The organism is Reticulibacter mediterranei (assembly GCF_016587455.1).
This window is the reverse complement of sequence record NZ_BNJK01000001.1, coordinates 6334494-6358502: the sequence shown is the minus strand read 5'-3', so window position 1 is coordinate 6358502 and position 24009 is coordinate 6334494. Positions and strand designations below refer to the sequence as shown.

The following is a 24009-nucleotide window of genomic DNA, read 5'->3' as shown; positions in this document are numbered from 1 at the left end:
ATGGCAAATGTCTGCTGCCAGCTTGCCAGCCCTATCGCCGACGGCGAGATTTCTTCTTTCCCTGCTTCTTGCCAGGATGAGGAGTAATCTCTTCTTCGTCGTCACCCTTATACATAGGATCAATACCGTACATCTTGCGCATGGCCTGTCGGTGCATTACTCTCGTCACCATGTCATGTGGTCCCCTGGTCAACTGCTGTGTTAATAACCCTGTTGTGCGCGTGCTGCCTCCTTGCTGCTGGACGTTCTCGCAGATTTCTGCGTCATCGCTATACATTTCTACACGTCTACCTGCTTGTCGCGCTTGCGTTGCCAGGCGCACGATCACCGCGTCAGCTGTCTCGCCATGTTGCGAAAAGATAATCCGAATATGATCCTCATGATACACCTGCTCTCGCTTGCCATCACCATCAAAGACCACAATGATCCTATGCTCGCTATGACGATAGCGATTCTTTAGTTGTCGTATCAATAAATCGCGTGCGTTCGCCAGATTTTTGATCTCCAGAGCATGAAACATCATATTATTTTTAATTACATTGTAACCATCCACCAGGATATCCATAACACCAACCTCTTCAATCATACAGGAAATGAGATGGGTTCTGCTCCTCCACACCCATAATCATAACTCAACAGAACCAGGCAATTTCGTTAAAATAGCTGTGTAATTAGTTGCCAAAGATACGCTATCTCGGCGCGAATGTCAACGTGAAGAGTACTGGCAATAAATATGTTTATATTTTCAGAAATAGATGCGGCCACAATAAGCAAAATAAGCATCACCAGCACGATACTCAATAGAGTCGAAGCAATCCGTCGAAAACTGCTGGCCCGCCTGCTCTTTGCCTCTGGCCGTGTTCGCATCTCATCGATCTTGACTGCTGGGATGGTCTGGGTTGTCCCTCTCCACCCCGGCCTGCTGACCATGCTCTGCACTATTGCCGGAATGGGAGCCGTCGCGCGCTGCTCAATAAGTACACGGCGAAACGGGCCCGGGGTAATACAAACAAGAGGCGCAACGGGCAACAATGCCGCCGTCTCCCGCTCCAGTTGTGCTTGTCGGGATGCGGTAACGAGTTGCGAACTCAATGGAGCAACGTCGCGGCGGAAAGGCAACTGGCTCTCGCTTCCACAACGACCACAGACGCCATGTACATCATCCCAGCATTCGGGACAGGCGGGACGGCGACAGCGAAAGCAAAAATGGCACATCCCCATAAACGCCGACTCCAGGGCAGCAGGAGCCAGCAAGAGATGCTCATGCCGCAGCGAGGGTACATAGACAGCCTGACAGATCACACAAGCAATGCTACGCGCCTCATCCTTTATGGACGGGGAGAGAGAAACTTCGGGTTGTTGTGCTGCCATATCGCTCACCCTTCCATTCCGAGTAACCAGCAAATCCCGCACCTAACTGTGCTTCTCCATTATACCGCACCTGACATCATCGTGTATTAAATGTATACCAGGGAAGCGAATTCATCTGCTTCCCTGATACTCTTTCGCCTCTATTTCCCCAGGATCACTTCAACACGATGTTCTTGCCCATCATCGAAAGCAGGCAACACATTTCCATCGATGCTTTTTCCATCTACAATCACATCTTTTATCCCTTTTGAAACATGTTGGGGATTCTTCACGGTAATCTGGTAGGTTGTGCCTCTATACGATCTCTGGACTGCAAAGTCATCCCATGCGGACGGGATGCAGGGATCAACAACAAGGCCAGTATATCCTGGCTTGATCCCCAGAATCCACTGGCTGATGGCGATGAAATTCCATGCTGCGGTACCGGTCAACCAGGAATTCTTGGCCTCTCCATGCTTCGGAGTGTCTTTGCCAGCAATCATCTGTGCATAGACATATGGCTCCATTTTATGAATCTCGCTGATCTCCTCAGTATAGGCGGGAGCGATCTTCGCGTAATATTCAAAGGCTCTCTCGCCCCTGCCCAGTTGTGTTTCGGCAATCATAATCCAGGGATTGTTATGACAAAAGATGCCTGCATTTTCCTTGAAGCCGGGCGGGTAGGTCGATATCTCGCCGAGGTTTTCATAGTAGCGAGTATAGGCGGGTTGCAGCAGTACGATACCATGCGGGGTATCCAGATGCTCTTTCACCGAATCCAGTGCTTTTTGCGCCTCGCCCGTTTCGAGGCCGATACCGGCCATGACACAAAAACCCTGCGTCTCGATAAAAATTTTCCCCTCCGCATTCTCGCGGCTGCCCACTTTGTCGCCTGCATCGTCGTAGGCACGCAGGAACCAGTTACCATCGTAGCCATACTTTAACACGGTCTCCTGCATGGAATCTCTATGGCGACGAGCCGCCTCTGCCTCTTCGTTCAGGCCCAGATACTCACAGAGCTGAACAAATTCGCTGCCAATAAAGACAAACATACCAGCGATCAGCACCGACTCCGCCACTTTCCCATCTTTGCTGGTCGTAGTCTGGAACGATTCGTCGGGAACTTTTGAGAAGCAGTTGAGGTTCAGGCAGTCGTTCCAGTCGGCTCTCCCAATAAGGGGCAGGCCGTGTGGCCCCAGATTGTTGACGACGTGGTAGAAGGAGGCTTTGAGATGCTGGAACAGGCTCGCTTTTTTGTCCGGGTTATTATCAAAAGAGACGATTTCATCCAGAATGCCCACATCGCCTGTCTCTTTGATATATGCGGTGGTTGACAAAATCAGCCACAGAGGATCATCGTTGAAGTTGCCACCGATATCGCTATTGCCCTTTTTCGTTAAGGGCTGATATTGATGATAGGCGCTGCCGTCCTCAAATTGTGTCGCGGCGAGATCCAGTATTCTCTCTCTCGCCCGATCTGGCACCTGATGCACAAAGCCGAGAATATCCTGGTTGGAATCTCTGAAGCCAATCCCTCTACCAATGCCGGACTCAAAGTAGGAGGCACTTCTCGAAAGGTTAAATGTCACCATACATTGATATTGGTTCCAGATATTCACCATCCTGTTGAGCTTTTCATCGCCCGTTTGCACACTATAGCGCGACAACAGATCATTCCAGCGCTCTTGCAAGGCACTCAAGGCTGTGTTCACGCTTTCCGCGTCCTTGAACTGTTCGATCACAGCAGAAGCTCTTTGCTTATTGATTACTCCTGGTGCCTGCCATTTTTCCTGCTCAGGCATTTCGATGTAGCCCAGCACAAAGATATACTCTTTTGTCTCGCCCGGCTCCAACGAGACGGCAAGGCTGTGAGAGCCAATAGGAGACCAGCCCATCGCTTGCGAATTCGTTGATTCGCCCCGCAACACGACCTGAGGTGTGTCAAATCCGTTATACACCCCGATAAAACTCTCTCTATCGGTATCATATCCCGCCACATCTGCGTTGACATGGTAAAAAGCGTAGTGGTTCCTTCTCTCCCGATACTCAGTTTTATGGTAGATAGTAGAACCCTCTATCTCAACCTCTCCAGTACTAAAATTTCTCTGAAAGTTGGTCATATCATCCAGCGCATTCCAGAGGCAGAACTCAACACAGGAGAAGAGCGTGATGTCTTTTTGCGCGTCAGTCGTATTGATCAGCTTGACTCTTTGTATTTCGCAGTCGGCATGCAGCGGAACAAGAAAGAGTACTTCAGCGCCAACGCCGTTTCTTTCGCCGTAGATGCGGCTATAGCCCAGACCATGTCTGCACTCGTACTTTGCAAGCTCCTGCTTCATAGGCAGCCAACCGGGGGTCCAGCAATCGCCCTGATCGTTGATATAAAAATAGCGCCCCCCACTATCGAGAGGCGTATTATTATATCTATAGCGGGTAATGCGTCTGAACCGTGCATCTTTATAGAAAGAATATCCACCGGCGGTATGTGAAACCAGGGAGAAGAAGTTCTCGGAGCCAAGATAGTTGATCCAGGGATAGGGAGTTTGCGGAGTAGTGATGACATACTCTTTATTACTGTCATCGAAATAGCCAAATTTCATGTTTTATGCTCCATTCCATTTTACTTAGGTCTTCTTAATTATAGGACTTCTTTTTACTGCTTTCAAGCATTGTCTGTTTCTAACAGGCGTCACATTTTTATCACTATTTGCTCTCTTTTTCGTCACGCAATCCGTTGATACTCTCCCCGAGAGTACCAAAACAGCCCTATACGTATAACCAGCTTTATTTTTACTTATATAGCCAGTATTTACCATTCAAAAATTTGTGTGGTTGAGATTTCTCAACTACACATTAGTACTTTTCGAGTAGTAGAGAAAGAATCCAGCAAGGATGAGGCAAAAAGTATGGTATACCTGTGTTCAGAAAATATTTTCGATCTCGACCCAGAACGCAGCAACATATTTCACCTTTGTACATCCTGATAGGATGGCTGGTTAGCGAACCTTGATGGAACATCTTAACTGCGTCAATGAAAAGTGGCCTGTCTTTTCTACCCGATGATCGTATGTTTGAAGAACAGGTCGCCAGCGCTACACACTGCACAAGCAGCGCAAAAATTTGTAAAGATTAGAGGAACTAGACATGCTCACGAAACCACGCGACCCTGTGACGGCGCTCGAAGGGCCTTCGAGCAAAAAGCGTCGCTTCTCCCCGCTTCTCCTTATCGGCATTAGCATCCCGGTGATACTTGCCCTGATAGCCGGAGGCGTATTCCTCTCGACTCAGTTCGCCTCACACGCTGCTCAGGAAGACAACCCGGATTGTTCGCTTGTCATTCCTAACAATCCATTGACCGCGCAAGGGTTAGCAACACCCTATCAACTGGCTGCGACCGATCCCAAGCAGGGAGCCTGCCATGAGGCCAACGCCAACCAATCGGCCTTTGTTCAGGCGGCGATCATCGATCCTGCAACTGGCAAAATATCGATCTATGCTCCACTGGTAGTTGACCAGGGAACCAAACCAGCAGTCCAGCCCGTCGTTCCTAACTTGCCCAGGAATGCCGTTGTAGGTATCTGGTTTGGCTACAATGCCAACAACCTGACGCTGGTGAAATCTCACCGCGCACGCAACCACCACTTCAACATTCGAGGAGGGGCATCGGGAAACTGTGTCAACGGCACAGGTGGCAGCGTCTTTGGACAGTTCGCCTACTGTAATGCTCCAGCCTTCTTCCAGGTAGCCAACGCAGCGATCAAAGCTGGCAAAATAACGGTTCCGGCTCTGGGAACAGCTAACGATGGCAAAGACTGTCCCACATCGCGCGACTTCTTCGTTGTTGATATGGACCAGAGCGACAATGTGCAGACGCAATACCTGGTGACAGCTAACGGCCAGACGGCCCAGTTCTCAGCGGCTAATAAAGCAAAGCTCAATAACCCGAACGTTATCAGCAATCCAAGCGATAATGCCCTGCTCACCCGCTTCCTTGATCCTGCCCTCGGCTGCAAATCCTGGCAGGCTCCTGATCTGACCGATAACAATACTCTCGTCTCTGCTCTGCCACTGGATGAGTTGCAGGCAGCGGCACATCAGGCAGCACCGGTAGCTCTGATCCCTGCTGGCGACCCGATGGTTCTCAACAACGGCAAACTGGATATCGGAAAGACGAACGCCTACCGTGCTGGTGTTGACCAACCAACTGTACGCAACCTCCGCGATGCCGATACTGCCACGTACTGCACCAATTTGATCAATGTTGGTATGCCACGCTTACAGGCTAATATGCAGGCCTTCCAGAACCAGCCTTCTCCCGATCCCGGAGCAGCTAACAATCTCTTTACCTTCCTGGCAAGCCGATTGGCATCTAGCCTGAGCGCTGATGGCATCAACTGCGTCGGCCTGCTCAAAATCCAGAACCCCATCACGCTGACAACGGGTGCCGATGGGGTCGTGACCGCTGCAACTTTCGCGAACAATACCCCGGTCCCAACGGCAACCACGACCACGCCGACAACAAATGTTGTCAAAGGTTCAGCGACCGTGAAATTGTATACGCAGAGCCATAGCACTGTCCTGGTGATGAAGCTCAATTATCCGAATAATGCACGCAAACAGGTCACGGTTACAGTCTCGCCTGACAGTTGCACCGGCAAACCGGTCCTTTCACAAAAGGAGACAACTGATCGCCAGGGCAATATCAATGCCTTTGCGCTGATCCGCAATGTGCAGGGAAATACCTTGCCGACGAACTGGTTCCTGGCAATCACCGATGGCAATCAGATCGTTGGCTGTGGCGCGATTACAGCAAATGGCGCAACGGGAACTGTGACGCTGACGGCCAACCAGGCGACCACGACGACGAACAATAATGTCGCCGTTACGCCAACCGTTGCGGCTACCACTACAACGAACAACGGGAATACCCAGACAACAACCACAACGCCAACTGTAACCGCCACAACGACGACCAACGATGCGACGGCTACACCAACCGTTGTGGCTACCACTACAAACCAGTAGTCAGACAAACAAGGAGAAACGTAACCACCTCTGAGTCAGGCTCCATCCCTCTATCAAGTAGTAGAAGGATGGAGCCTGACTTATTTCCTGAACAAATTTCGTCATAAAAAGGCTTGACAGGATGAGGAGAGTCTGGTATCATTCTCTCTCGTAAGGCGTGGTAAAAAGCGCCATCAGGAGCCGTGGTGTAGTGGTCTAACATGCCTGCCTGTCACGCAGGAGATCGCGGGTTCAAATCCCGTCGGTTCCGTCCTAAGACGCACCAGCGTAACACCTGAGTTGTAGAACTCAGGTGCTTTTTTACTACTCAGCAGACCGCGCCTCAGTCTTTGCTTTCTTCACAAACCATTAGATGCGTTTTCATCCTTTTTTACACCCAAATCACCAACAAATAGATACGTGAAGAGAATCCCGCTCCATTTTGTTTTCACCCTCAAAGGGCCGTATCAGCCTTTTCGACTGCCAACTACCACATCATGATATAGCTTCTGAGCAAGCAATCTCCTCACCCATTGCAAAAGCAATCGGTTGCCAAATAAGCTCTCAAGGACATCGACCAGTTGAGCCACGTATGACAAGAGAAACGGAAAAAGGGGGCGGCGAGGTGACTTGCTGGCCGTCAATAGAGTCCAGCAGTAATTTGATAGCGTGCGATAAGACGGCCACTCTATCGATAGTGATGGTGGTTAAGGATGGCACCACATATTTTGCCAGCGAAATATCATCGAGTCCGACAACAGAGAGATCACGTGGGATCTGCAAACCAAGTTCCCAGGCGGCTGTCATCGCCCCAATAGCCATTGCATCGGTAGTAGCAAAGATGGCGGTCGGTGGATCAGGATGTGTAAGCAGTTTATAGGCCGCTACTTTCCCGCCTTCCATCGAAGACTGTCCATTCAGCAACAGTGTAGAGTCAAGGAGAAGACCGTGCTGGGAGAGCGCGGTTTGAAGACCGGCGACACGAATACCATGAGCATCATTTCCTTCACTATCGAAACAGGTAATCACACCCACCCGTCGATGCCCTAGCGAGAGCAGATGTTGCCCTGCCAAGAACCCACCTTGCTTGAAGTCAAGGGCAATAGAGAGCAAGGAAGTGGGCTGTGTACCTTCCCAGAAACAATACACAATAGGAAGCTGCATGGCGGACACCGAGCGAATGGTTTGTTGCTCACTCCAACTACCAGAAGTGACCAGGATGCCATCCACTTGCCGTAAAATGAGATCTTCGAGCAGCTTCTGTCCCACCTGATCTTCTCCAGAGAAGGTCGTAGTAAAGACGCGTAAACCAGCGGTGTAGGCCAAGCGTTCAACAGCGGCTGTCGTCTCAGCATAGAACGGATTGTTCATATCACCCACGACTAGGCCAATAACGCCAGTACGTCCCTTAATCAAACTGCGTGCAATGAGGTTAGGCTGATAATCGAGTTCTTGGACATATTTGAGAACCCGTGCTTTGGTGGCCGCACCGACCGATCCTTTGCCAGAAAGCACGTTAGAAACAGTCGTCGCTGTCACTCCCGCAGCCTTTGCAATATCGTAAATCGTCGTCATAGATCTTCCTTGAACCTCATTTTGATATATTGACTGATACTCAACTTGCGGAGGAACTTCAGATTGAAGTGTAACCGAAACGAATACAAATATGCAAGCGGTGTGAAGGGAGAGATCAATTATTGCATCAACAAGAAGTGCTAGGTGACAAGACAAACAGAAATCAGGAGAGACTATCAGAAATGTACGAGGCCATGATAGACAGGCCCGGAGGAAGGGCAATCTCTCTGCACTTAGGCATACCAGCCACTCGTCAGTTCCGAAGGTATACCAGTATGACACCTGAGTTGTAGAACTCAGGTGCTTTTTTATTTTACTACTCAGGCCGCTCTACAAACAACTTTGCTTTCTTCACCAAACGATAGACCGATTGATACGAGGTATCAAACAGTTTCGCCACCTCTCGCAGAGACATCCCTTGCCGAATAAGCATAATCGCTCTCTCTTGTTGCGCAGGTGTCATACTTGGCTTTTGTGGAGGCGGTACACGAGGGCCAACCTGAACACGTGGAGGCCAGTACTCTTCACGCAACCACAACCCGCCGTCACGTTGTTCCCACATCCTTGTTGCTTCCAACCCCATAGCCAACACTACCAACACCCCATCACGGGGCAACAGTCCAATAATGGCTTGCCGTTCAAGATCATAGATCAACCCCTCTACCTTCAACAACGACCAGACAATATCACGCCTCTCCTCTGGCATAGCTTCATTCCAGTAATCGGCCATATGCCCCAACGTTTCGCCCATCGAAAGCGCTTCCTGTACCACCTCCTGCGTATCCTGAGCCACTACGACCGGCAAAGCAAACAACTCTGCGCGCATGCGCCCCATCTGTTGATCCAACTCATCCTCAGTAATGTATCCTTTCGTAAAGAGCGTTAGTACTCTCTTTTGCTCTGCTTCTAAATCTTTTCGACGTTGCTGTATACGCTGCCCCTCAGTATCGCCAGCTGCTGCCACAGCATTACACCGCTTACCAATCTCCTCACGCCATTCAACAGGCAATTCCACAGCTCTCAACACCTCCCCAAACTGTGCCACAACGAAATTGCTTCTCACAGAAAAGCTTCCCTGTATTGAACATGGCAACTTGCGCTCAACGCTCGTATCACGGTAGTAAGGTACTGCATTATGTCCAAACGATACCCGCAAAGGACGCCGACATGCAGCACAAACAATGATGCGACTGAACTCATGTGGTCGTTTTTGCGCATCTTTTCGTGGACGCCGATACTTACTCGCTTTCGCCTCGACAATACGTTGCCACAATTCATAGGGCCATGCAGCCTGATGTTTCCCCTCGACCAGTTCACCAGAAGGCGTATCAATCGTACCGTGACCACTGCCAGGAGCAAACTCACGCGGGAACCAGGAACGCCGTATAGCCGCCACCGTATCTTTCGTCAGCTTACGCTCACCAAAGCGAGACGTACGGGACATATACCCCTCTAACTCATCAGCAATCGCCCGATCTGTCCAGCCTTGCGCCGCCAGCTCCCCAATGCGCACCAGCGCTGGAAACGTCACCGGGTCAGGGCGAACAGGCATACGCGGAGGCTTCCACGTTGAAGTTGCATTTGGAGGAGGCGCAGGATATTCAGGAGGAAGATACCCAAAGGGAACCCAACCATTATGATACCCCTCACGAGCACGATCCTCTTTGCCATCAATTGTACGCTTAGAAAGCTGACGTACATATGCCTCACTCATTTGAGAGTCAATCGTGTGGATGATGCTACCTGCGTCTTCCTGAATACGGTCAATATCAAACTGCCCGTCGGCTGTAGCCCACCAAATTTTAGCGCGGCGCAAACGTGCAATAGATGAAGTGGATAACGTGACATTACGCGCCCAACGATTGTTTGAATAGCACAACACACCCTGAAACTTCTTTGCATCAGCATCACGAAGCAATTGCGCGAAAACAGGACGTTTCTCGACATCCTCATACTTTGCGCTATGCGCAGGTTCCTCATACCAACGAGCAATCGCCCAACCGCGCTTTTCTGCAAATTCAGTAATCACACGTTCCTGCGTTGCAAGGGTATACGCGTCCTGCATATCAGAACTATAGCGAACATAACCAACAATAATACTACCAGGAGCAGGCTCACCCACCAACTGATAAACACGATTATTATGCTTCTTTTGTCGAGCCATTAAACCACCTTCCCTTCAGTAGCCAACTTTGCCCGACGACGAACCTCTATACGAGCAAACACATCTAAAAGTGCAACCACTTCTATAGGCAATTTATCAGTACACGAACCATTCCCTTTTCTACCAACATTACCCGTCACCTGTACCGGCTGAACAAACACTACACTTCTCTCAACCATAGGCCACCTCCTTGTTTTCTATAAAGTGAAAAGACGCTACTTCATCCATCAGGCAGCACGCCGAGCGTATTGACGCTGATAACACCAGATGTTAATCACGCGCCTGGATAAGAAACAGCGACCCTCATTCATATCCTCAAGCACTTCTAACAAGCGCCGCCGCTTTCGTTGTCGGTACACATCCCTCTTCAGTTCCCGAACCTCTTCCGACACCGTTGCCAGCGCCTCACGCTTCAGTTGATCCACTTTCACAAGATCATCTTCTCCCGCCTCATCTATCTCACTCAACAGTTGCATAGATCGCTGTTGTTCATAAATTTCAATATTGACCTCCTCTTCTTGCATTTCCATCAGTTGCCAGGGCGACCCCTCCTCTTCTTGCTCCACATTTTCCTCTATTGGCTTGTCATCACCCTGTTCTGATGCCCCTTCCAGGCCAGCGAAGAGCCGTTTGCGCATCTCTGCCACACTTTCTGGGAAGAATTGACGCGAGTAGCGAACGCGATGCGCCTTACTGACCACCTCTTTCACATGTTCCGTTATCTCCGTCACCACGTCCCCCTGCTCATCCACACGCGCTCGATACTCATAACCCCCATCACCAATCGGGTCAAGCACTGCTTGAAGCTGCTTATGCTTGACCTGCTTCACACCACGCCGACCTGTTCCCACAGCTTTCGTGAGATATTTGGTCACATACCCAATAGCTCGCTGATTGCGTATCCGCTCGACCCATCCATACCGCTCCTCTCGCACCTCTTCCCCATCTTTTTCGTAGACCTTGCGTAAGTGCTGGCGATCCTTGCCGAACACCGCCGAGGTCCACAGCGGCACAATCACCTCATCATACGGGATATGATCCACGCCCTTAATCAGCAGATGCCAGTGAAACCCGTTCTCCTGAAAGTTCGCATGTTCCTCTAGCACTGCAAAATACTCCACAGGATAGGCCGGACGCGCCCCTACACGGTTCGGCCCTCTCCCTTTTGATCCCCGACGCAATGCCTGCACAAACGTGGTGAGCGCACGCGCAGCCTCTTCGACCGTCTTGCCAGCTTTCGTGAGCGTCAAAAACAACGTTGGTTCGGCTTGCTTGACCAGTTGCCGCCACAAATCCACCTTGCGCGGCCCACAATAGGTACACTCCCACCGATTGCACCGCGCCCGTTGCTTCTCACCTGTTTCCTTATGTACCCACCAGTGCCGTACCGCCCAGCGATCCCGACAGTAGAGCAGCGTATCCACCCCATGCTTTTCCGCTGTATCTGCCTGCTCTTCCAGTGTTGGCACCCGCCATAATCGCCGATCCTGCTTCAATGCTACTTCATTTTCCATAGGCACTATTCCCCCTCTTTCTACCTTGCTTTATGAAAGCTGAACCTGTTATACTTTACTGCACGTAACCGTTATTATTCGACATTGAGGTGATATATATGCGCTCTGATCCACCTTACCGCAAGCTCATTATCACCGGAGTCTCTCTTATCGCTATTTCAGTCCTCATTTTAGTTACCACAATTGCTGGAACACTTCTTACACCTGCACTACTACGACCAATTATTTACTCCATCCATGATTTTCCTGGTTTCTTCGAGAGAATTACGATGTCATTTCTCCTCTGCGGCTCGTGCCTCCTCATCATTGGCCTTGTCAAGAGAGGTTCACGATAATGTATTAACAGTACTTGTGTGATATGTTCTTATAAGGGTCAAGGGAAGGCCCCGGCGCTTGTACGTCGTTCGGCGGGGCCCCTACCCCACCGCCGCGTACAAGCGCACCCGCCACCGGGAGAGAGGCCCAACCACTCCACCCAGGCAAACACCCACAGTCGTTGCACCTCCACATTGGGCGAGAGATGGGGGGTGTGGTGAGGTACGTCATTAGGGCAAGCGCCCCTCGTCCGCAACAGGTACGCCACCCCAACGAATTGCTCTACAACGCTTCTCCTCGTTCCAAAGTTCACCCCATAACGCACTTATTTCAACTGGCTCAGGTCGCACAGGTGCTAGCTCCTCCTCAGCATAATCAACCCCTTCCTCCCACCCATCTGGTAACACATGCCAGGGCCACTCGCAATCAGCGCAATACTCAACAATAACCCCCTCTCTATACACTCCATCCGCAAACGGCAGCAGAATACGAACCCTCATACCCACGTTGAGCATAAACGACGCCTCCTCATTGCCTCCTCTTCACTACACTCCATCCAGGAGCCTCCAACTCTTCCCCTGCAAAAGCAATTCCTCCCCACTTTTCCGACCATCCATCAACCAACACATGCCAGGGCCAGGGGCGCCCAGGACAGCACTCATAAATGATCCCTTCTCTATATCCCCCATCTTCAAACGGCACTAGAATACGAACTCTCATACCAACCTCAAGCATAGGCATACCTCCTTCTCCATCATCAAACATCTCACCCGGATCATCACACGCCTCTTCATAGCTTGCCATTTTCGCATCTCCATCTTGCCCAAAATCAATATGTAGTAGTTATCCACAGATTATCCACAATATATCCACATTTAGCTCTTCGCCCGTCTACTCACTACCACTGCTAAAGACAAAGACATCTGACTAAACAATGGTATCTGCTCACATCCAGGATGTTCTAATACAAACAATGCCATCCCCACGACATCACGAATGCTCTCTGCCAATCGCCACTCCCCACACGCAGCCGCCGTCCCATACAAGCTAGAACCTGCCATCACTACCGCCGACCAATCACCTCGCCTCAATGCCGCATCAACTTCAGAGATTAATTCATCCATAGCTTCACCTCCTCTCTCATGACTTGCCATTTCCTTTTATTCCATCTCACCATACCCATGTGCCTGTATCCATACTTGATGTCGCAAGATTTCTAATTCTAACCAGCGTTTGCGCTCATAATCATGCCAGTCATACCGACCATGACAGGAGGGGCATAACGCCGCTAAACGAGGACACGGGTTCCAGGGATCATGGTCTAAATGGGCCGCTGCGAGGTAAATGGTGTACTCCTCTCCCGTTCGCTGTGAGATAGCTGGTGTTCCATGTGGTACCCCACAATGCTCACAGCACCACCCGGCCTGTTCTTTGCAGGTCCAGGCTAATTCCTCCCAATTGTCGGGATAGAGCTTCCGATGCTTCACCCACACCTCCTCACTCATGCCACATAGCTTGCACATGCCTCAATCTTCTTGCGCCTGAGTGAAGCTCGGAACACATCACACCTCCTCACGCACACATTCACCACTCGCTCATCTAACCGCACCGCCACCCGATACCCGCGATAGACCACTGAATGATCTTCCGCATACGCCACTACATACGCCGCCCGCCTCATCCCACAATGGCGCATCAAGCCCTCTATAGCCTGAAATGCACTCTTCGCCAGCACCCGCGCCGTCGCATCAGCAATCACCCCAGGGCCAATAGACACAGGCCAGAAGGAATAGAGCGAAACATCAAACCACTTGAGCATGCCCACCTCCTCTCATGGCTTGCCAATACTCTTCAAAGAGCACCCTATCAGCGACCTGAAACCCTGGATACTCCGCCTCAACCAACGCATCCCAAATGTCCTGCATGTGTTCTCTCGTCATCAGACATGTCCAGTCACAAGCAACCAACGTACGCCCGATCTCTGCCCACACGTTGACAAACGGGGAACATTCCCCACAACAATCAAGGTCGATCTCAGCCACATTGAGACGAATGCGAATGAGTGCCCACATCATCTGCTCTTTTCCCATCGCTAACACCCTCCTTGTACGGCCACTTGCCCATTCCGCCACGTTTTGACCGCACTCTTGATTGCACATATGTATGCCTGGACATTATTCTCACTCGCTGGAGCATAGACAGGAATGATCTGATCCACCGTCACCAACCCACGCGCCACATACTCCTGTTTGAGCAGCCGATACCAATCATCAACACTCGCCTCCCAGGAACCATAGGCACGAAACCGACCGATACAGGCATACCCAGCCGTACAAATGATATTGCCTAACGAATGCGTCTGACGCGCCGCCCCAGCATTGCCACATGAGCTTTCATGCAGAAAGAACGCCAGAGGAAACACCGGGTCTATGCCAGCGTCCACACCGCCAGCATAGAGCGCCGGGCCGACTCCCATTGTCGGAGCATGACACCAAGCTAGCACCTGCTCTATCTGCTCAATGGACACCGTCGGCTTGCCCACAATCGACCAGGACGACGGCACCCATTGCATTGTCATCGTGACCTGCTTTTTCCCCGACTCAACCGTATACAAGCACACTCCTATCACCAGCAAACAGACGAGTGAGAACACGATTAGCACTTTCAGCATCACACGACCCCCCTTACCAATACACATGCACCCCACCAAGCAGGAGCCAAAAAACCGCAAAGCCACCTATTCCCATCCCCATGAGGAGCAACCCCAAGCGTGCATACTTTCCTCCCACCAGTTGCAAACACAATCCACCCATCCACAACACCATGATGATCCAACCAATCGCCATAGGCATCACCTTCTTTCTAGAACAGCATTCCTTGCTGTAAACGCTCCCAGGCTTCTCGAACCGAAAGCCCATGAAAGAGCCGCAGAAAATCAAACACATCCCCAGCACGCCCCCAGGTATAGCAATACCAATGCGGGTCATCACCCCCAAAGACCTGCAAACTTGGACGCGCATCCCCCCGGTAATGGTGCCCTGGCAACGGACAGCGCCCAACACCACGCCGATCCAGAAGGGTATATCTGCCAATCACTTCCACAATATCCTGCTCCCGACACCATGCCCGGATCATCCCACGCCCCAGTTGCCCAGCACCAAAGGCCACCACTTCCCCATTGTTTTCCTCATACACACTCTCTTCCACCTCACACGGCACCGACACCCGTTGGACCTGTTCACCAGCCCACAAACAACACGCTGCCACCGTCTCACCTACTGGCACAAGTAGCCTCCCATCAGACACCACCACAAACGGATACCATCCCCCACTTCGTCGATGTACTCCCAGCGGAAGCCGCACTAACGAGCCAAACCCATCAGCACGCACCTCGTCTTGCTTTGGGTACAACTCCATTCCAAACGCTTGAGCATAAGGCAAGAGCCATGTCCTCACCACTACCGCCTGTATTGGTTGCTTGAAATGCACCCATCCATGCCCACCACGCCGACTGGCCTCCAGTATGAGAAAAATATCCTGCTCTACCAGCACACGTGCTAAAAGCGCCAACCGCTCTAACCCATCCTCACTATCCGCATCAAAGACCGCAAACGAACAATACCCCGCTCGATCCACCACATAGGTTCCAAGCGTAAATCTTCCCTGCAAATGGCTTGCCAATAACGCCAGTGTCAGCGGTTGGCGTGAGGGTCGATAAGACCCATCACGCTGCTGTACCGCATAATACGACCGACAATGCACAAACAACGACGCATACAACTCAACAATCTCACGTGTCACAGCGTACATCTCTTTATGACCTCCGAAAACCACTTACCAATGACAACAATCCCGACAATAGGCGTACTCTCCCGGCTCATAGTACCCATCCTCCGGCTGAAATGCACAGCCGCACGCCTCACACCTCACCCGCCTCTTGTGCCATCGAACGGCCCCTATCACCACTCCCATTGCCACCAGCGAGACCACAGCCAACAACGGAAAGCCATGAGTCCAAAACAACACCATCAAGAAATCCATCTCCACTCTCTCCTATAACCGACCCTGGAACAGCTTATAGACCTCTACCTGCTCCATATAGTCACGGGCGCTATCATACAGCCCCTCACCAATTTCTCCCTGAATGTAAGGAAGAGGCGGCGTATAGGGAGCCAGATCAGGAATAGAATGAGCCAACTCTTGACGAATAGCTTGCCATAACCGCTGAACATGCTCACTATAGCTCGACATACGCGCCTCAAACTCCTCTTTAAGTTGCCCATGTTCCGCACGCAACGCCCTCAATTCCAACGCATGATTGCCCTCGATCTGTTGCCAAATCAGACTCAATTGCTGTTCCAGAGCCTCCCGTGTCTCCTGTATCCGTTCTGCAAGCGAATGGTCATAATACTTATCCAGGTAGTGTTTCAGAATACCCACTAACGTTCCAGGGTAGAGCGCCTCCAGTGCATCAAGCTCGACGGCCCCGCTGCCATGCCGATCCTCAAATGCTTCACGCCGCCGCTCTGTTTCCTTGATGGGGGTGCGCGGCAGCTGGTAGTACTGCACCTGCTCTTGCGTCAGGATCACGGGAAACACCCGAATATCCAGATCCAGCCCAAGTGAGCGTACAAAGTACTCAATCTTGCGTGAGACCGCCACCGGCATCGACTGACCAGCCGGGTCAAAATCGGAGACATAGAGAATACGAGCCGGTTTATTGGCTTGCTGTAAACGATTAACCAGAGCGAGCGTCGCCGTAATACTCAACTCGCCCAGGCCCGTTTGCAAGTTCGCCCCGTATTGTTGACACAGCGGCACCAGCACGTCATTCATCGTAGACTTCTCACACCAGATTTCCAGATGATATGCCTGATCTGCACCGTAACCCTCAATACGATACTTGGGCAAATCAGGAAAGGGCGGGAACTGCAAGTCTGAGAGCCACAGACCCATACGTGTTACCACTTCTGGAGCATACTGCCGATGGTCAGCATACGTGACCGGGTCAGGATTGCGCCGATCATCAAAAGCCGCTGGATTGACCAACCCCAGGTAACGCGCCGCTTTAGAAGCCATATTCAGCACATTCCAACAGTTCTCTGTATTCTCATATGGCAAGCCGTTAGGCAACGACACAGGCGGGTTCTGGCTGATAATTTGATAATGCACACGCCGGATATGCACATTGGACCCATACCCGAAGGCTTGCCACAACGAAGCAAACCATTGCCCAAGCTCCATATCCCCAGGCGTCCCCACGTAGAACGGGTCATTTTGTGGAGCCAGGACAATATAGTCTTTCACCTGTCGGCCACTGGCTTTAGCTAGCTGTTTAATACGTCCGTAGTTCATCATGTCTTGTTCATAGGTATCCATAGGCACACCTCCTTATCACAAACAAAGCGCGTGTGAACCGACCAGCCCAACACGCGCCTCTTTCTTCATGCATCTCATACCCTCGCTATCTGACCGACTGATGACGGTGAAAATGCCGCCACTGATGCCGATCCTTAAACACCACCTCTTGCCCATTTGCTATACATTCCCTCACCACTGCCGCCGCCTCCTTACTCAGTCTCTTTACATCCCCAACCATCACGACACCCGTTGCAGGATCAACCGACAACTCTACACCACCCCCAAAGGGGCCGCACCATTTTGATTACTCCCTGGAGCTTGCTTGGTGGCTGCTGGCTGTTGCCAACCGTTGCCGTTATAGCCTTGAGCATATCCGCCCTGTGCTGCTGGCTGCTGCTGCCACGCCGAAGGATTCACCGCCTTTGGCTTGGCACCGCCACCCTGTTTCTGTCGCGCCAAATCCATATCAACCACAGCTAAGAGCATCGAAACCAAAGGGACAATAGACAATGCGATATAGACCAGTATCTCTAGCACATGCCGTTGCGCTTGAGGAACCTCATTCAACCATGTGGCCCGTGAAATCACCGACGCAGCCAAACAGAAGTTACAGAAAATCTCAAAGAACTCGACGACAATACAGATGGGAAGGTAGGCCCAAATCTTCTCCTTATTCATCATGCGATGAGCCAGCCCCCGACTCAGGAAAAACCCAAGAATGCCAAACCCAATCGCCACGCCCCAGGTGATATACACCTGAAGCACATCAACCCCATCAAGCGGGGACAACAGCCAGCGAATAGCATGAGCCGAGGCCAGCGAGAAGGCCAGGGAGACCACACGCAAAACAAAATGTTCCGCTTCTCTGATCCATACCCGGCTCTGTCCCCGCATCCCTCCTATCCCTTGCCGTAAACCCAGCGCCCATTGTTGCATCTTTCACCCCTTCCTAGACCGTCTGGGCCACTTGCGCCAGCCGACACACCAGTTTGATAAACGACGCCTGTTTGCCCTTGAACTTGAGTACCTCAAGTGGCAACGTTGCCATCTTCGGCGGTAATTCTGCCTCCAATTGGACGGCAATTTGCCGCTGAACATCAGGAGGTGCTCCCTGTCGTCGTGCCTCTTTCAACTCCTCAAGGCGCGGAAAGCCCTCAGTCAATTGACACTCATACTTCTCATTCGTATCCGCATCCAGAACCGTTAAATTGACGGTGTAACTTGGCTTCTGTACACCTGTCACCTGATCGAAAAAATTGCTCTCCTGGACACTCCCATTCAAAACGAGTGCATTCAAAATCATAGGCATATTCTCCTTTACCTGTTCTCTGCTCACTCAATACGGCACGCTTGACGCACGAATAGAGCAGGGGTCAACCAAAGGAATGGCGGTTAAGGACATGCCGCCAATTCAGTTGTCAGACCCGACGATCCTAGCGCCGACTCACCGTCCATACATGCAGACCAGCGCGAACAAGAAGCCAATCACCATAACAATCACAGGCGACCAACGCACAATCCAACTTTCTTTTTCATACTCACCCATATGCTCTCACCCCCTTCCTGATTAATGCACGACCAACGCCAGCAGGCCCAGCGGCACTGAAGCTACCAACATCACACTAACAGCAAGCCATTTGACCCGTGACCACGCCCGACACGCCGCCAGCACCGTCACTACACACGCAATCCATAACCACACATGTATATCCATAGGCTTCACCTCCCTGTTTTTATGCAAAACATGAATAACGAGCAGAAGTGAAATACTCTCACCACATGACCCCATAGACATCCCTATCCCCAACCTCTTCATCTCATCCTTCACAATACTGATCCAGGACCACACTTCCACCAGGAACAGGCACCACAAGTGATTTCCAACACGGGCGGCATCGTTCGCCGAAATGCGCTGTTTGATGTGTCTGAGAAAGCGGCCTCCGACAATCAGCACATACAATCACATCCAGACGCACCCGCGCATGCCGTGGTTCTTTCTGAACCTGCTTATACTGAGTAGCCAGCCATCCCATTTGGCAGTTCTCCTTCTTCATCTTGACAGATGATGCCTCGCCCCTCACAATACAGAGCGAGTGTGATAACTAACGAAACCCATCGTTGTAGTGACTCAATACTCACAGCTAGCTAGCGTGTCCTACCACGTTGGCTAGCACCCTCTACACCAGTTGCAAGACGGCTACCGCACATCCCACAATACCGACTACCTGCTTCGTTCATAGAGCCACAAGTACCGCAATAGCAAGCCGTAAAACGAGAAGTCACAGCAGGATGATCTACAATAGTTGTCTGAAAAGCTGCCTCACGCCTCGATATCGGCAGAATAATGGGCTGAGGTTCACGGCACTGTTTCATCATATGTTTTCCACTCCTTCATCTCTATCTCGCTAATAACTATCCTCAACACATTTATAAGTTTGCCATAGTTAGAACTCTAAAAACAGGTACATTTCGTACTTGAAATCGTACCAAAAATATTGTACGATATGAGTACGTACGAAATACTGTACGGAGACCTGTACGAAAAATAAAAGGAACAAACAACGAAGGAGTGATAACATGGAAACAGAATTCTCGGCCCTACTGAGAACGTATCGAAAAAACATGGGCTGGAGTCAGGGAGAAATGGCAGAAAACTGGTCCTATTCATTCGAGACAATTTCGGCATGGGAGCGGAAAAAGAGAACTCCCAGCAGCCAGGAAATACCACGATTAGCAAAATTTCTTGAGGTTGCTCCTGAAAAACTTGCTGAAATAATCACAAGAAGCAAAGAGCAGACCAACCCATCTGCAAATAAACCAATAGCACACCCTGAAACAAGAGCAGGCTGGAAGGCCAGTTATGAAACATGGGGAGAACTACAACACATTTACAAAACAAGAACAGAGTTCAACAAGGATTTCTCATATCCCCGGATGTTTGAAAACGCTCATTCCATTCGTGCAGCAGGCATTAGCCTAAATGCAATCGCCATGAACTACGATAGAGAGCTAATAAAAAGATCAATCCTTGAAGACAACTGCCATTTACAACTCTGCTTTTTAGACCCTAAAGGAACCAGATGTGCCGAAAGAGAAGAAGAAGAGGAATATGATCCAGGCGTCTTGGCAAGATTTACAAACACAAATCTTATTGTAATAGGAGGTTTACGAAAACAAATCGCCAAAGTTGATCCCTCAAAAAGCCCACTGCTAGAACTCCGGGTATATGATATGATCCCTCGCTTCAATATCTACATCGTGGACGACGCGCTCATGACAGTACAAAGCTATGCTTATGGGCGAGGCGAAGAAACACCTATACTCGTTCTAGAAAGAAAAAACGCGGGAGGTCTATTCGACTATTACACATCAGTAGTAAAACGCATCCTTGATAATTCAACAGATGTTGATGATACCTCAATAGAGGAGAGACGTAAAAATATATGAATTCAAACACTGTAGATACAACAGACGTACCTAGACTATTAGAAATAGCAAAAAATGCTGCAAGAGATGCAGGCCAGTACTTAATTCAAAAATTAGGGCAAGCAACGATCAAAAACCAAAAATCCTCACGTGACGATCTTCTAGATATCGACCTGGAGGCTGAGAACATAATACTCACAAAATTGCGCAAAGATGCTCCTGATATTGGTATCTTGTCAGAAGAGGCCGGACATGAGGGCAACCATGATCGATACTGGATTGTTGATCCGCTTGATGGCTCAGCAAATTTCCAGCATGGAAGCCCCATTTTTGCTGTAGCCATCGCATTAGTAGTCAAGCAGATCACAGTAGGAAGCGTTATCTATCTTCCAACACGAGATGAAATGTTTACGGCCATTTACGGTCAGGGAGCGTGCCTCAACGGAAGGCTTATAAACACCTCCAAAACAAAGAACCTCGATGAAGCTATAATCCATATCGGAGACATCATGAAAGAAGGGGACCCAAACATCACGATGGAACGCCTGGAGGATGTTTCTAAACTACTCACCCAGGCAAGAAGAGTAAGAATGATAGGGACTGCCGCAACTGACTTAGCATACGTGGCTTGTGGGAGAGCAGACGTACTTGTAAATCATGCAACAACCCCCTGGGATGTTGAGGCAGGAAAGCTACTTTTATTAGAAGCGAATGGAAAATTTACAGAAAAGCAAATCTCTAATAGCAAGCAAATCTTCATCTATAGTAATGGAGTTGTACACGAGGCAGCAGAAAAGCTACTTTTTTCGTAAAACCAAAACCCTTGTAAAATATCTTTCTGCTAGATATCCTACAAGGGTTTTATCAAGTTCAACATTATCAGACATAGAAATAGAGAGCACTTCTCTCAACAAACCTGTTATAGATCTCCTTCATCTCCAATCCATCAGGCAACACCAGCTTGTAACGCTCAGAAACGGAGCGAAACAATATTTCCTTTCTGGTAGAACCTTCAGGTAAGATTACTTCACAGCAGGTAGAAGACCGCTTGACTTCACACCCATGCTCGATCAGTAGGGCCACCGCTTCAGGATACATATCAGGCTCAGCCTTTATCCGTATCATCTTCTCCTCCCCATCAATTCGATTTTGCCGATTACCCTTTAAAGGGTACCCTATCAGGTTAACCCAAAGAGGTGAATTTTGTCAAGCAAAAGGGACTGCTACAATCTCAGCATGAAAATACGCCTGAAGGTAAAAGAAGCCGCATTAGAGCGAGGATTTAACCAATCAACCTTATCACGAGCGGCAAACGTAGATTTTAAAACGGTCCAACGCCTGTTTCGTGATCCTTACAGAGATATTTCGCTCAGCACTATTGTAAAAATCGCATGGGCGCTTGATCTACCTCTCAATGACCTCATAGAAGTAAGCGGCTTACCTGCTACTCGCTGGACCGATCAACCAAGCTCAGATACTTCTTCCAGTAACAACACTCTCAAAGAAGGATCATGACATCAAAATACAAAAAAAGGCGACAAAATGAAGTAGGCTGGCTAACCAAGCCAAACCTACTTTCCCTACTCTCTATCAGATATAAATCAACCCATCTCTACGGCTTACTAATTTTCACGGCGGTTCCTCTTAGGATGACATACCTTCCGTGATCTAAGCCAGTAATATAGGTACTGCGATAATAACTAGTAACGGAACCTGTGCCTATTAATAATTTTTCAGTTGCCTTAATAACTATGACTACCCTTACTGTATTATCTGCAAGCTTCTCTACCTTTTCAAATGAAATTTCATTATATTCTGTAAGACTATATCCATCAGCAAATTCATCGTAACTCCTTGAAAAACCATCTTTTGTCAGATAGTAGGCCGATTGATAATCCTTATTGTTAATGTCATCAAAAAATGTCTGGACCAATGTTTGAGCTTGTTGTGTAGAAGATGGAGGAGGAAACAGAGCTTGAGCAAAAGGAGCGTGGAGTAGTGATATCACAAGTCCGACTGAACAAACCATTATAGCAATATACAAAAAAGCCCTAAAAACACAGCCTGAATTATTCAACTGCTCAGAGGTTACATCAAAATCATTGGATACATAGCGAATGATAACCCTCGTATCGTTCTTAACCCCATTTCCCTGAGTAAGCAAAGGGCCAATAGCGCCAATTATAGTTGCAATCTCAACTATATTTTGCAGTGAAAGATGACTCAGGATAGATGCAAACTGATCCATAACATCGTCCTTTTATGTTCTTCGACTATGATCGATATAACTTACGTTACGATGCGCATACAATCACACCGGTTATGTGTATCTAAGTAAACTATGTTGATTGTTCGATCAATAAAAGGAACAAGCACACCTTTAGATTTGAGGAGAGTATTATTCTAATACCATATACTACAACGAAATGAACTACCTAAAATAAAAAGCATATATACACACCAATATTCAACAGCAGAAACAGTTATAGCTATTCCCAAACAAAAAACGGATGTGTGGAAAGATTTACACATCCGTTTCATTTTCAAATACTCTCGACAAACGTGTGTGAATATGGATAATGGTATAATAGAGACCTTATAGGACACATCCAAAGGGAGGCAGTTTTATGTCAGATCAAGCAGCAGGTGTTCTGGTCACAGTCGATATAGTTATTCCACGCCTTTCCCCTTCTGACTCAGGATGGGAAATAGTCCTCATTCAACGCAAGAAGCAACCATACAAGGACATGTGGGCGTTGCCAGGAGGCCATCTAAACACAGATGATGTGTCATTAGAAGTTGCTGCTCAACGAGAAGCATATGAAGAAACGGGACTCAATATACCTCTCCACCTCTTCAAGCAAGTACAAACCTTCCAAGACTTTGAAGACCCACGTGGCAAGTATCTTTGCCTCCTGTACGTGATTTCAGAACCACTAGGTCCAGACGCTAGAATAGAAGCTGGGGACGACGCAGCCCATGTCCAATGGTATTCAGTAGAAAATTTAGAAAGCCTTCCTGATCTAGCATTCAATCACATCAGGCTCATTCGTATAGCTCTACACCAAATGTTTGCTCCATACTACCATAACACTTTAGGATTACAAGAAATACATGCCTGTCAGTGTGAAATAGAAACATCTCCCGGCCAGCGTTGTCCAAATACGGCTTACTGGCACTACAATGGTACTGCCCTCTGTCCAAGACATATTCAATCACTGGTAGAAAACAAGAAAGAACACCCAAACTCTCAACATAATTTTCAGACAGCAAAACCATGAGGTAGTTCGACTTAACGAC

Annotated in this window: 30 protein-coding genes and 1 tRNA gene; 6 read left to right on the top strand and 25 right to left on the bottom strand. The window is 49.4% G+C overall.

Annotated elements, in window-relative coordinates:
* Positions 1-31: 31 nt before the first annotated feature.
* From K3T83_RS27555 to K3T83_RS27545, 3 genes are all read right to left on the bottom strand, one after another.
* Positions 32-565 (bottom strand): NYN domain-containing protein, encoded by a 534-nt coding sequence (locus K3T83_RS27555; protein WP_220206126.1) that lies wholly within the window; start codon positions 563-565, stop codon positions 32-34.
* An 89-nt stretch (positions 566-654) separates the two neighbouring features.
* A complete protein-coding gene (locus K3T83_RS27550; RefSeq protein ID WP_220206125.1) occupies positions 655-1371 on the bottom strand; it encodes a hypothetical protein in 717 nt (238 codons plus the stop codon).
* Between the two features lie 140 nt (positions 1372-1511).
* The gene (locus K3T83_RS27545) at positions 1512-3950 is read right to left on the bottom strand and encodes a glycoside hydrolase family 94 protein (protein ID WP_220206124.1); all 2439 of its coding nucleotides are present in this window, start codon (positions 3948-3950) and stop codon (positions 1512-1514) included.
* 544 nt (positions 3951-4494) lie between these two features.
* Between K3T83_RS27545 and K3T83_RS27540 the strand changes: the two genes are divergently transcribed.
* Positions 4495-6375: a hypothetical protein gene (locus tag K3T83_RS27540; RefSeq protein ID WP_220206123.1), complete on the top strand. Its 1881-nt coding sequence runs from the start codon at positions 4495-4497 to the stop codon at positions 6373-6375.
* Positions 6376-6551: 176 nt separating this feature from the next.
* Positions 6552-6625 (top strand) — tRNA-Asp (locus K3T83_RS27535).
* Between the two features lie 293 nt (positions 6626-6918).
* Here K3T83_RS27535 and K3T83_RS27530 read toward each other — a convergent pair.
* The 20 genes from K3T83_RS27530 to K3T83_RS27435 all read right to left on the bottom strand — a co-directional run bounded on the left by K3T83_RS27530 (position 6919) and on the right by K3T83_RS27435 (position 19659).
* Positions 6919-7929 carry a LacI family DNA-binding transcriptional regulator gene (locus tag K3T83_RS27530; RefSeq protein WP_220206122.1) on the bottom strand — a complete coding sequence of 337 codons (1011 nt, stop codon included), beginning with the start codon at positions 7927-7929 and terminating at the stop codon, positions 6919-6921.
* A 316-nt stretch (positions 7930-8245) separates the two neighbouring features.
* Positions 8246-10093: a recombinase family protein gene (locus tag K3T83_RS27525; RefSeq protein WP_220206121.1), complete on the bottom strand. Its 1848-nt coding sequence runs from the start codon at positions 10091-10093 to the stop codon at positions 8246-8248.
* A complete protein-coding gene (locus K3T83_RS27520; protein ID WP_220206120.1) occupies positions 10093-10272 on the bottom strand; it encodes a hypothetical protein in 180 nt (59 codons plus the stop codon). Before K3T83_RS27520 ends, K3T83_RS27525 begins: the two co-directional genes overlap by 1 nt.
* 48 nt (positions 10273-10320) lie before the next feature.
* Positions 10321-11607, bottom strand: a complete 1287-nt coding sequence (locus K3T83_RS27515) for a rolling circle replication-associated protein (protein WP_220206119.1) — start codon at positions 11605-11607, stop codon at positions 10321-10323.
* A gap of 545 nt (positions 11608-12152) precedes the next feature.
* Complete coding sequence (locus K3T83_RS27510; protein WP_220206118.1) at positions 12153-12437, bottom strand: hypothetical protein; 285 nt, start codon at positions 12435-12437, stop codon at positions 12153-12155.
* A gap of 13 nt (positions 12438-12450) precedes the next feature.
* Entirely contained in the window at positions 12451-12726 is a 276-nt protein-coding gene (locus tag K3T83_RS27505) for a hypothetical protein (protein WP_220206117.1), read from the bottom strand.
* 71 nt (positions 12727-12797) lie between these two features.
* Positions 12798-13046: a hypothetical protein gene (locus K3T83_RS27500; protein ID WP_220206116.1), complete on the bottom strand. Its 249-nt coding sequence runs from the start codon at positions 13044-13046 to the stop codon at positions 12798-12800.
* A 36-nt stretch (positions 13047-13082) separates the two neighbouring features.
* Positions 13083-13409, bottom strand: coding sequence for a hypothetical protein (locus K3T83_RS27495; RefSeq protein ID WP_220206115.1), 327 nt, complete (start codon positions 13407-13409; stop codon positions 13083-13085).
* 14 nt (positions 13410-13423) lie between these two features.
* The gene (locus tag K3T83_RS27490; protein WP_220206114.1) at positions 13424-13741 is read right to left on the bottom strand and encodes a hypothetical protein; all 318 of its coding nucleotides are present in this window, start codon (positions 13739-13741) and stop codon (positions 13424-13426) included.
* The gene (locus K3T83_RS27485; RefSeq protein ID WP_220206113.1) at positions 13725-14012 is read right to left on the bottom strand and encodes a hypothetical protein; all 288 of its coding nucleotides are present in this window, start codon (positions 14010-14012) and stop codon (positions 13725-13727) included. The genes K3T83_RS27490 and K3T83_RS27485 overlap by 17 nt, the downstream gene beginning before the upstream one ends.
* A gap of 2 nt (positions 14013-14014) precedes the next feature.
* Entirely contained in the window at positions 14015-14593 is a 579-nt protein-coding gene (locus K3T83_RS27480; protein WP_236065005.1) for a glucosaminidase domain-containing protein, read from the bottom strand.
* A gap of 13 nt (positions 14594-14606) precedes the next feature.
* Positions 14607-14768 carry a hypothetical protein gene (locus K3T83_RS27475; protein WP_220206111.1) on the bottom strand — a complete coding sequence of 54 codons (162 nt, stop codon included), beginning with the start codon at positions 14766-14768 and terminating at the stop codon, positions 14607-14609.
* A gap of 16 nt (positions 14769-14784) precedes the next feature.
* Positions 14785-15723, bottom strand: a complete 939-nt coding sequence (locus K3T83_RS27470) for a TOTE conflict system archaeo-eukaryotic primase domain-containing protein (RefSeq protein ID WP_220206110.1) — start codon at positions 15721-15723, stop codon at positions 14785-14787.
* 33 nt (positions 15724-15756) lie between these two features.
* Positions 15757-15963 (bottom strand): hypothetical protein, encoded by a 207-nt coding sequence (locus tag K3T83_RS27465; RefSeq protein WP_220206109.1) that lies wholly within the window; start codon positions 15961-15963, stop codon positions 15757-15759.
* Positions 15964-15975: 12 nt separating this feature from the next.
* Entirely contained in the window at positions 15976-17301 is a 1326-nt protein-coding gene (locus tag K3T83_RS27460; RefSeq protein ID WP_220206108.1) for a hypothetical protein, read from the bottom strand.
* 85 nt (positions 17302-17386) lie between these two features.
* Positions 17387-17551, bottom strand: a complete 165-nt coding sequence (locus tag K3T83_RS27455) for a hypothetical protein (protein ID WP_220206107.1) — start codon at positions 17549-17551, stop codon at positions 17387-17389.
* A 2-nt stretch (positions 17552-17553) separates the two neighbouring features.
* On the bottom strand, positions 17554-18219 hold the full coding sequence (locus K3T83_RS27450; protein WP_220206106.1) for a hypothetical protein: 666 nt from the start codon (positions 18217-18219) through the stop codon (positions 17554-17556).
* Between the two features lie 13 nt (positions 18220-18232).
* Positions 18233-18586, bottom strand: a complete 354-nt coding sequence (locus K3T83_RS27445) for a hypothetical protein (protein ID WP_220206105.1) — start codon at positions 18584-18586, stop codon at positions 18233-18235.
* Positions 18587-18850: 264 nt separating this feature from the next.
* The gene (locus K3T83_RS27440) at positions 18851-18997 is read right to left on the bottom strand and encodes a hypothetical protein (RefSeq protein WP_220206104.1); all 147 of its coding nucleotides are present in this window, start codon (positions 18995-18997) and stop codon (positions 18851-18853) included.
* A 431-nt stretch (positions 18998-19428) separates the two neighbouring features.
* Positions 19429-19659 (bottom strand): zinc-ribbon domain-containing protein, encoded by a 231-nt coding sequence (locus K3T83_RS27435; RefSeq protein WP_220206103.1) that lies wholly within the window; start codon positions 19657-19659, stop codon positions 19429-19431.
* A gap of 201 nt (positions 19660-19860) precedes the next feature.
* On the opposite strand from K3T83_RS27435, the gene K3T83_RS27430 reads away from it, so the two are divergent.
* A complete protein-coding gene (locus K3T83_RS27430; RefSeq protein ID WP_220206102.1) occupies positions 19861-20730 on the top strand; it encodes a DUF5919 domain-containing protein in 870 nt (289 codons plus the stop codon).
* A complete protein-coding gene (locus tag K3T83_RS27425) occupies positions 20727-21521 on the top strand; it encodes an inositol monophosphatase family protein (protein ID WP_220206101.1) in 795 nt (264 codons plus the stop codon). Before K3T83_RS27430 ends, K3T83_RS27425 begins: the two co-directional genes overlap by 4 nt.
* A gap of 67 nt (positions 21522-21588) precedes the next feature.
* On the opposite strand, the gene K3T83_RS27420 is transcribed toward K3T83_RS27425, so the two are convergent.
* Positions 21589-21834: a hypothetical protein gene (locus K3T83_RS27420; protein WP_220206100.1), complete on the bottom strand. Its 246-nt coding sequence runs from the start codon at positions 21832-21834 to the stop codon at positions 21589-21591.
* Between the two features lie 78 nt (positions 21835-21912).
* Here K3T83_RS27420 and K3T83_RS27415 point away from each other — a divergent pair, with 78 nt between their 5' ends.
* Complete coding sequence (locus K3T83_RS27415) at positions 21913-22224, top strand: helix-turn-helix domain-containing protein (RefSeq protein ID WP_220206099.1); 312 nt, start codon at positions 21913-21915, stop codon at positions 22222-22224.
* Positions 22225-22321: 97 nt separating this feature from the next.
* Here the strand turns inward: K3T83_RS27415 and K3T83_RS27410 are convergent, their stop codons facing one another.
* Positions 22322-22957: a hypothetical protein gene (locus tag K3T83_RS27410; protein WP_220206098.1), complete on the bottom strand. Its 636-nt coding sequence runs from the start codon at positions 22955-22957 to the stop codon at positions 22322-22324.
* A 379-nt stretch (positions 22958-23336) separates the two neighbouring features.
* On the opposite strand from K3T83_RS27410, the gene K3T83_RS27405 reads away from it, so the two are divergent.
* A complete protein-coding gene (locus tag K3T83_RS27405) occupies positions 23337-23990 on the top strand; it encodes an NUDIX domain-containing protein (protein ID WP_220206097.1) in 654 nt (217 codons plus the stop codon).
* The last annotated feature ends 19 nt before the right edge of the window (positions 23991-24009 follow it).

Excerpts from the sequence above, each read along its gene's own strand:
- K3T83_RS27410 (WP_220206098.1), bottom strand. The coding sequence starts at position 22,957 with ATGGATCAGTTTGCATCTATCCTGAGTCATCTTTCACTGCAAAATATA.
- K3T83_RS27510 (WP_220206118.1), bottom strand. The coding sequence starts at position 12,437 with ATGCTCAACGTGGGTATGAGGGTTCGTATTCTGCTGCCGTTTGCGGAT.
- K3T83_RS27525 (WP_220206121.1), bottom strand. The coding sequence starts at position 10,093 with ATGGCTCGACAAAAGAAGCATAATAATCGTGTTTATCAGTTGGTGGGT.
- K3T83_RS27550 (WP_220206125.1), bottom strand. The coding sequence starts at position 1,371 with ATGGCAGCACAACAACCCGAAGTTTCTCTCTCCCCGTCCATAAAGGAT.
- K3T83_RS27540 (WP_220206123.1), top strand. The coding sequence starts at position 4,495 with ATGCTCACGAAACCACGCGACCCTGTGACGGCGCTCGAAGGGCCTTCG.
- K3T83_RS27420 (WP_220206100.1), bottom strand. The coding sequence starts at position 21,834 with ATGATACGGATAAAGGCTGAGCCTGATATGTATCCTGAAGCGGTGGCC.
- K3T83_RS27545 (WP_220206124.1), bottom strand. The coding sequence starts at position 3,950 with ATGAAATTTGGCTATTTCGATGACAGTAATAAAGAGTATGTCATCACT.
- K3T83_RS27555 (WP_220206126.1), bottom strand. The coding sequence starts at position 565 with ATGGATATCCTGGTGGATGGTTACAATGTAATTAAAAATAATATGATG.
- K3T83_RS27505 (WP_220206117.1), bottom strand. The coding sequence starts at position 12,726 with ATGGCAAGCTATGAAGAGGCGTGTGATGATCCGGGTGAGATGTTTGAT.
- K3T83_RS27490 (WP_220206114.1), bottom strand. The coding sequence starts at position 13,741 with ATGCTCAAGTGGTTTGATGTTTCGCTCTATTCCTTCTGGCCTGTGTCT.
- K3T83_RS27440 (WP_220206104.1), bottom strand. The coding sequence starts at position 18,997 with ATGGATATACATGTGTGGTTATGGATTGCGTGTGTAGTGACGGTGCTG.
- K3T83_RS27450 (WP_220206106.1), bottom strand. The coding sequence starts at position 18,219 with ATGCAACAATGGGCGCTGGGTTTACGGCAAGGGATAGGAGGGATGCGG.
- K3T83_RS27500 (WP_220206116.1), bottom strand. The coding sequence starts at position 13,046 with ATGGATGAATTAATCTCTGAAGTTGATGCGGCATTGAGGCGAGGTGAT.
- K3T83_RS27460 (WP_220206108.1), bottom strand. The coding sequence starts at position 17,301 with ATGGATACCTATGAACAAGACATGATGAACTACGGACGTATTAAACAG.
- K3T83_RS27480 (WP_236065005.1), bottom strand. The coding sequence starts at position 14,593 with ATGCTGAAAGTGCTAATCGTGTTCTCACTCGTCTGTTTGCTGGTGATA.
- K3T83_RS27520 (WP_220206120.1), bottom strand. The coding sequence starts at position 10,272 with ATGGTTGAGAGAAGTGTAGTGTTTGTTCAGCCGGTACAGGTGACGGGT.
- K3T83_RS27445 (WP_220206105.1), bottom strand. The coding sequence starts at position 18,586 with ATGATTTTGAATGCACTCGTTTTGAATGGGAGTGTCCAGGAGAGCAAT.
- K3T83_RS27475 (WP_220206111.1), bottom strand. The coding sequence starts at position 14,768 with ATGGCGATTGGTTGGATCATCATGGTGTTGTGGATGGGTGGATTGTGT.
- K3T83_RS27430 (WP_220206102.1), top strand. The coding sequence starts at position 19,861 with ATGGAAACAGAATTCTCGGCCCTACTGAGAACGTATCGAAAAAACATG.
- K3T83_RS27485 (WP_220206113.1), bottom strand. The coding sequence starts at position 14,012 with ATGGGAAAAGAGCAGATGATGTGGGCACTCATTCGCATTCGTCTCAAT.
- K3T83_RS27515 (WP_220206119.1), bottom strand. The coding sequence starts at position 11,607 with ATGGAAAATGAAGTAGCATTGAAGCAGGATCGGCGATTATGGCGGGTG.
- K3T83_RS27465 (WP_220206109.1), bottom strand. The coding sequence starts at position 15,963 with ATGGATTTCTTGATGGTGTTGTTTTGGACTCATGGCTTTCCGTTGTTG.
- K3T83_RS27530 (WP_220206122.1), bottom strand. The coding sequence starts at position 7,929 with ATGACGACGATTTACGATATTGCAAAGGCTGCGGGAGTGACAGCGACG.
- K3T83_RS27425 (WP_220206101.1), top strand. The coding sequence starts at position 20,727 with ATGAATTCAAACACTGTAGATACAACAGACGTACCTAGACTATTAGAA.
- K3T83_RS27405 (WP_220206097.1), top strand. The coding sequence starts at position 23,337 with ATGTCAGATCAAGCAGCAGGTGTTCTGGTCACAGTCGATATAGTTATT.
- K3T83_RS27435 (WP_220206103.1), bottom strand. The coding sequence starts at position 19,659 with ATGATGAAACAGTGCCGTGAACCTCAGCCCATTATTCTGCCGATATCG.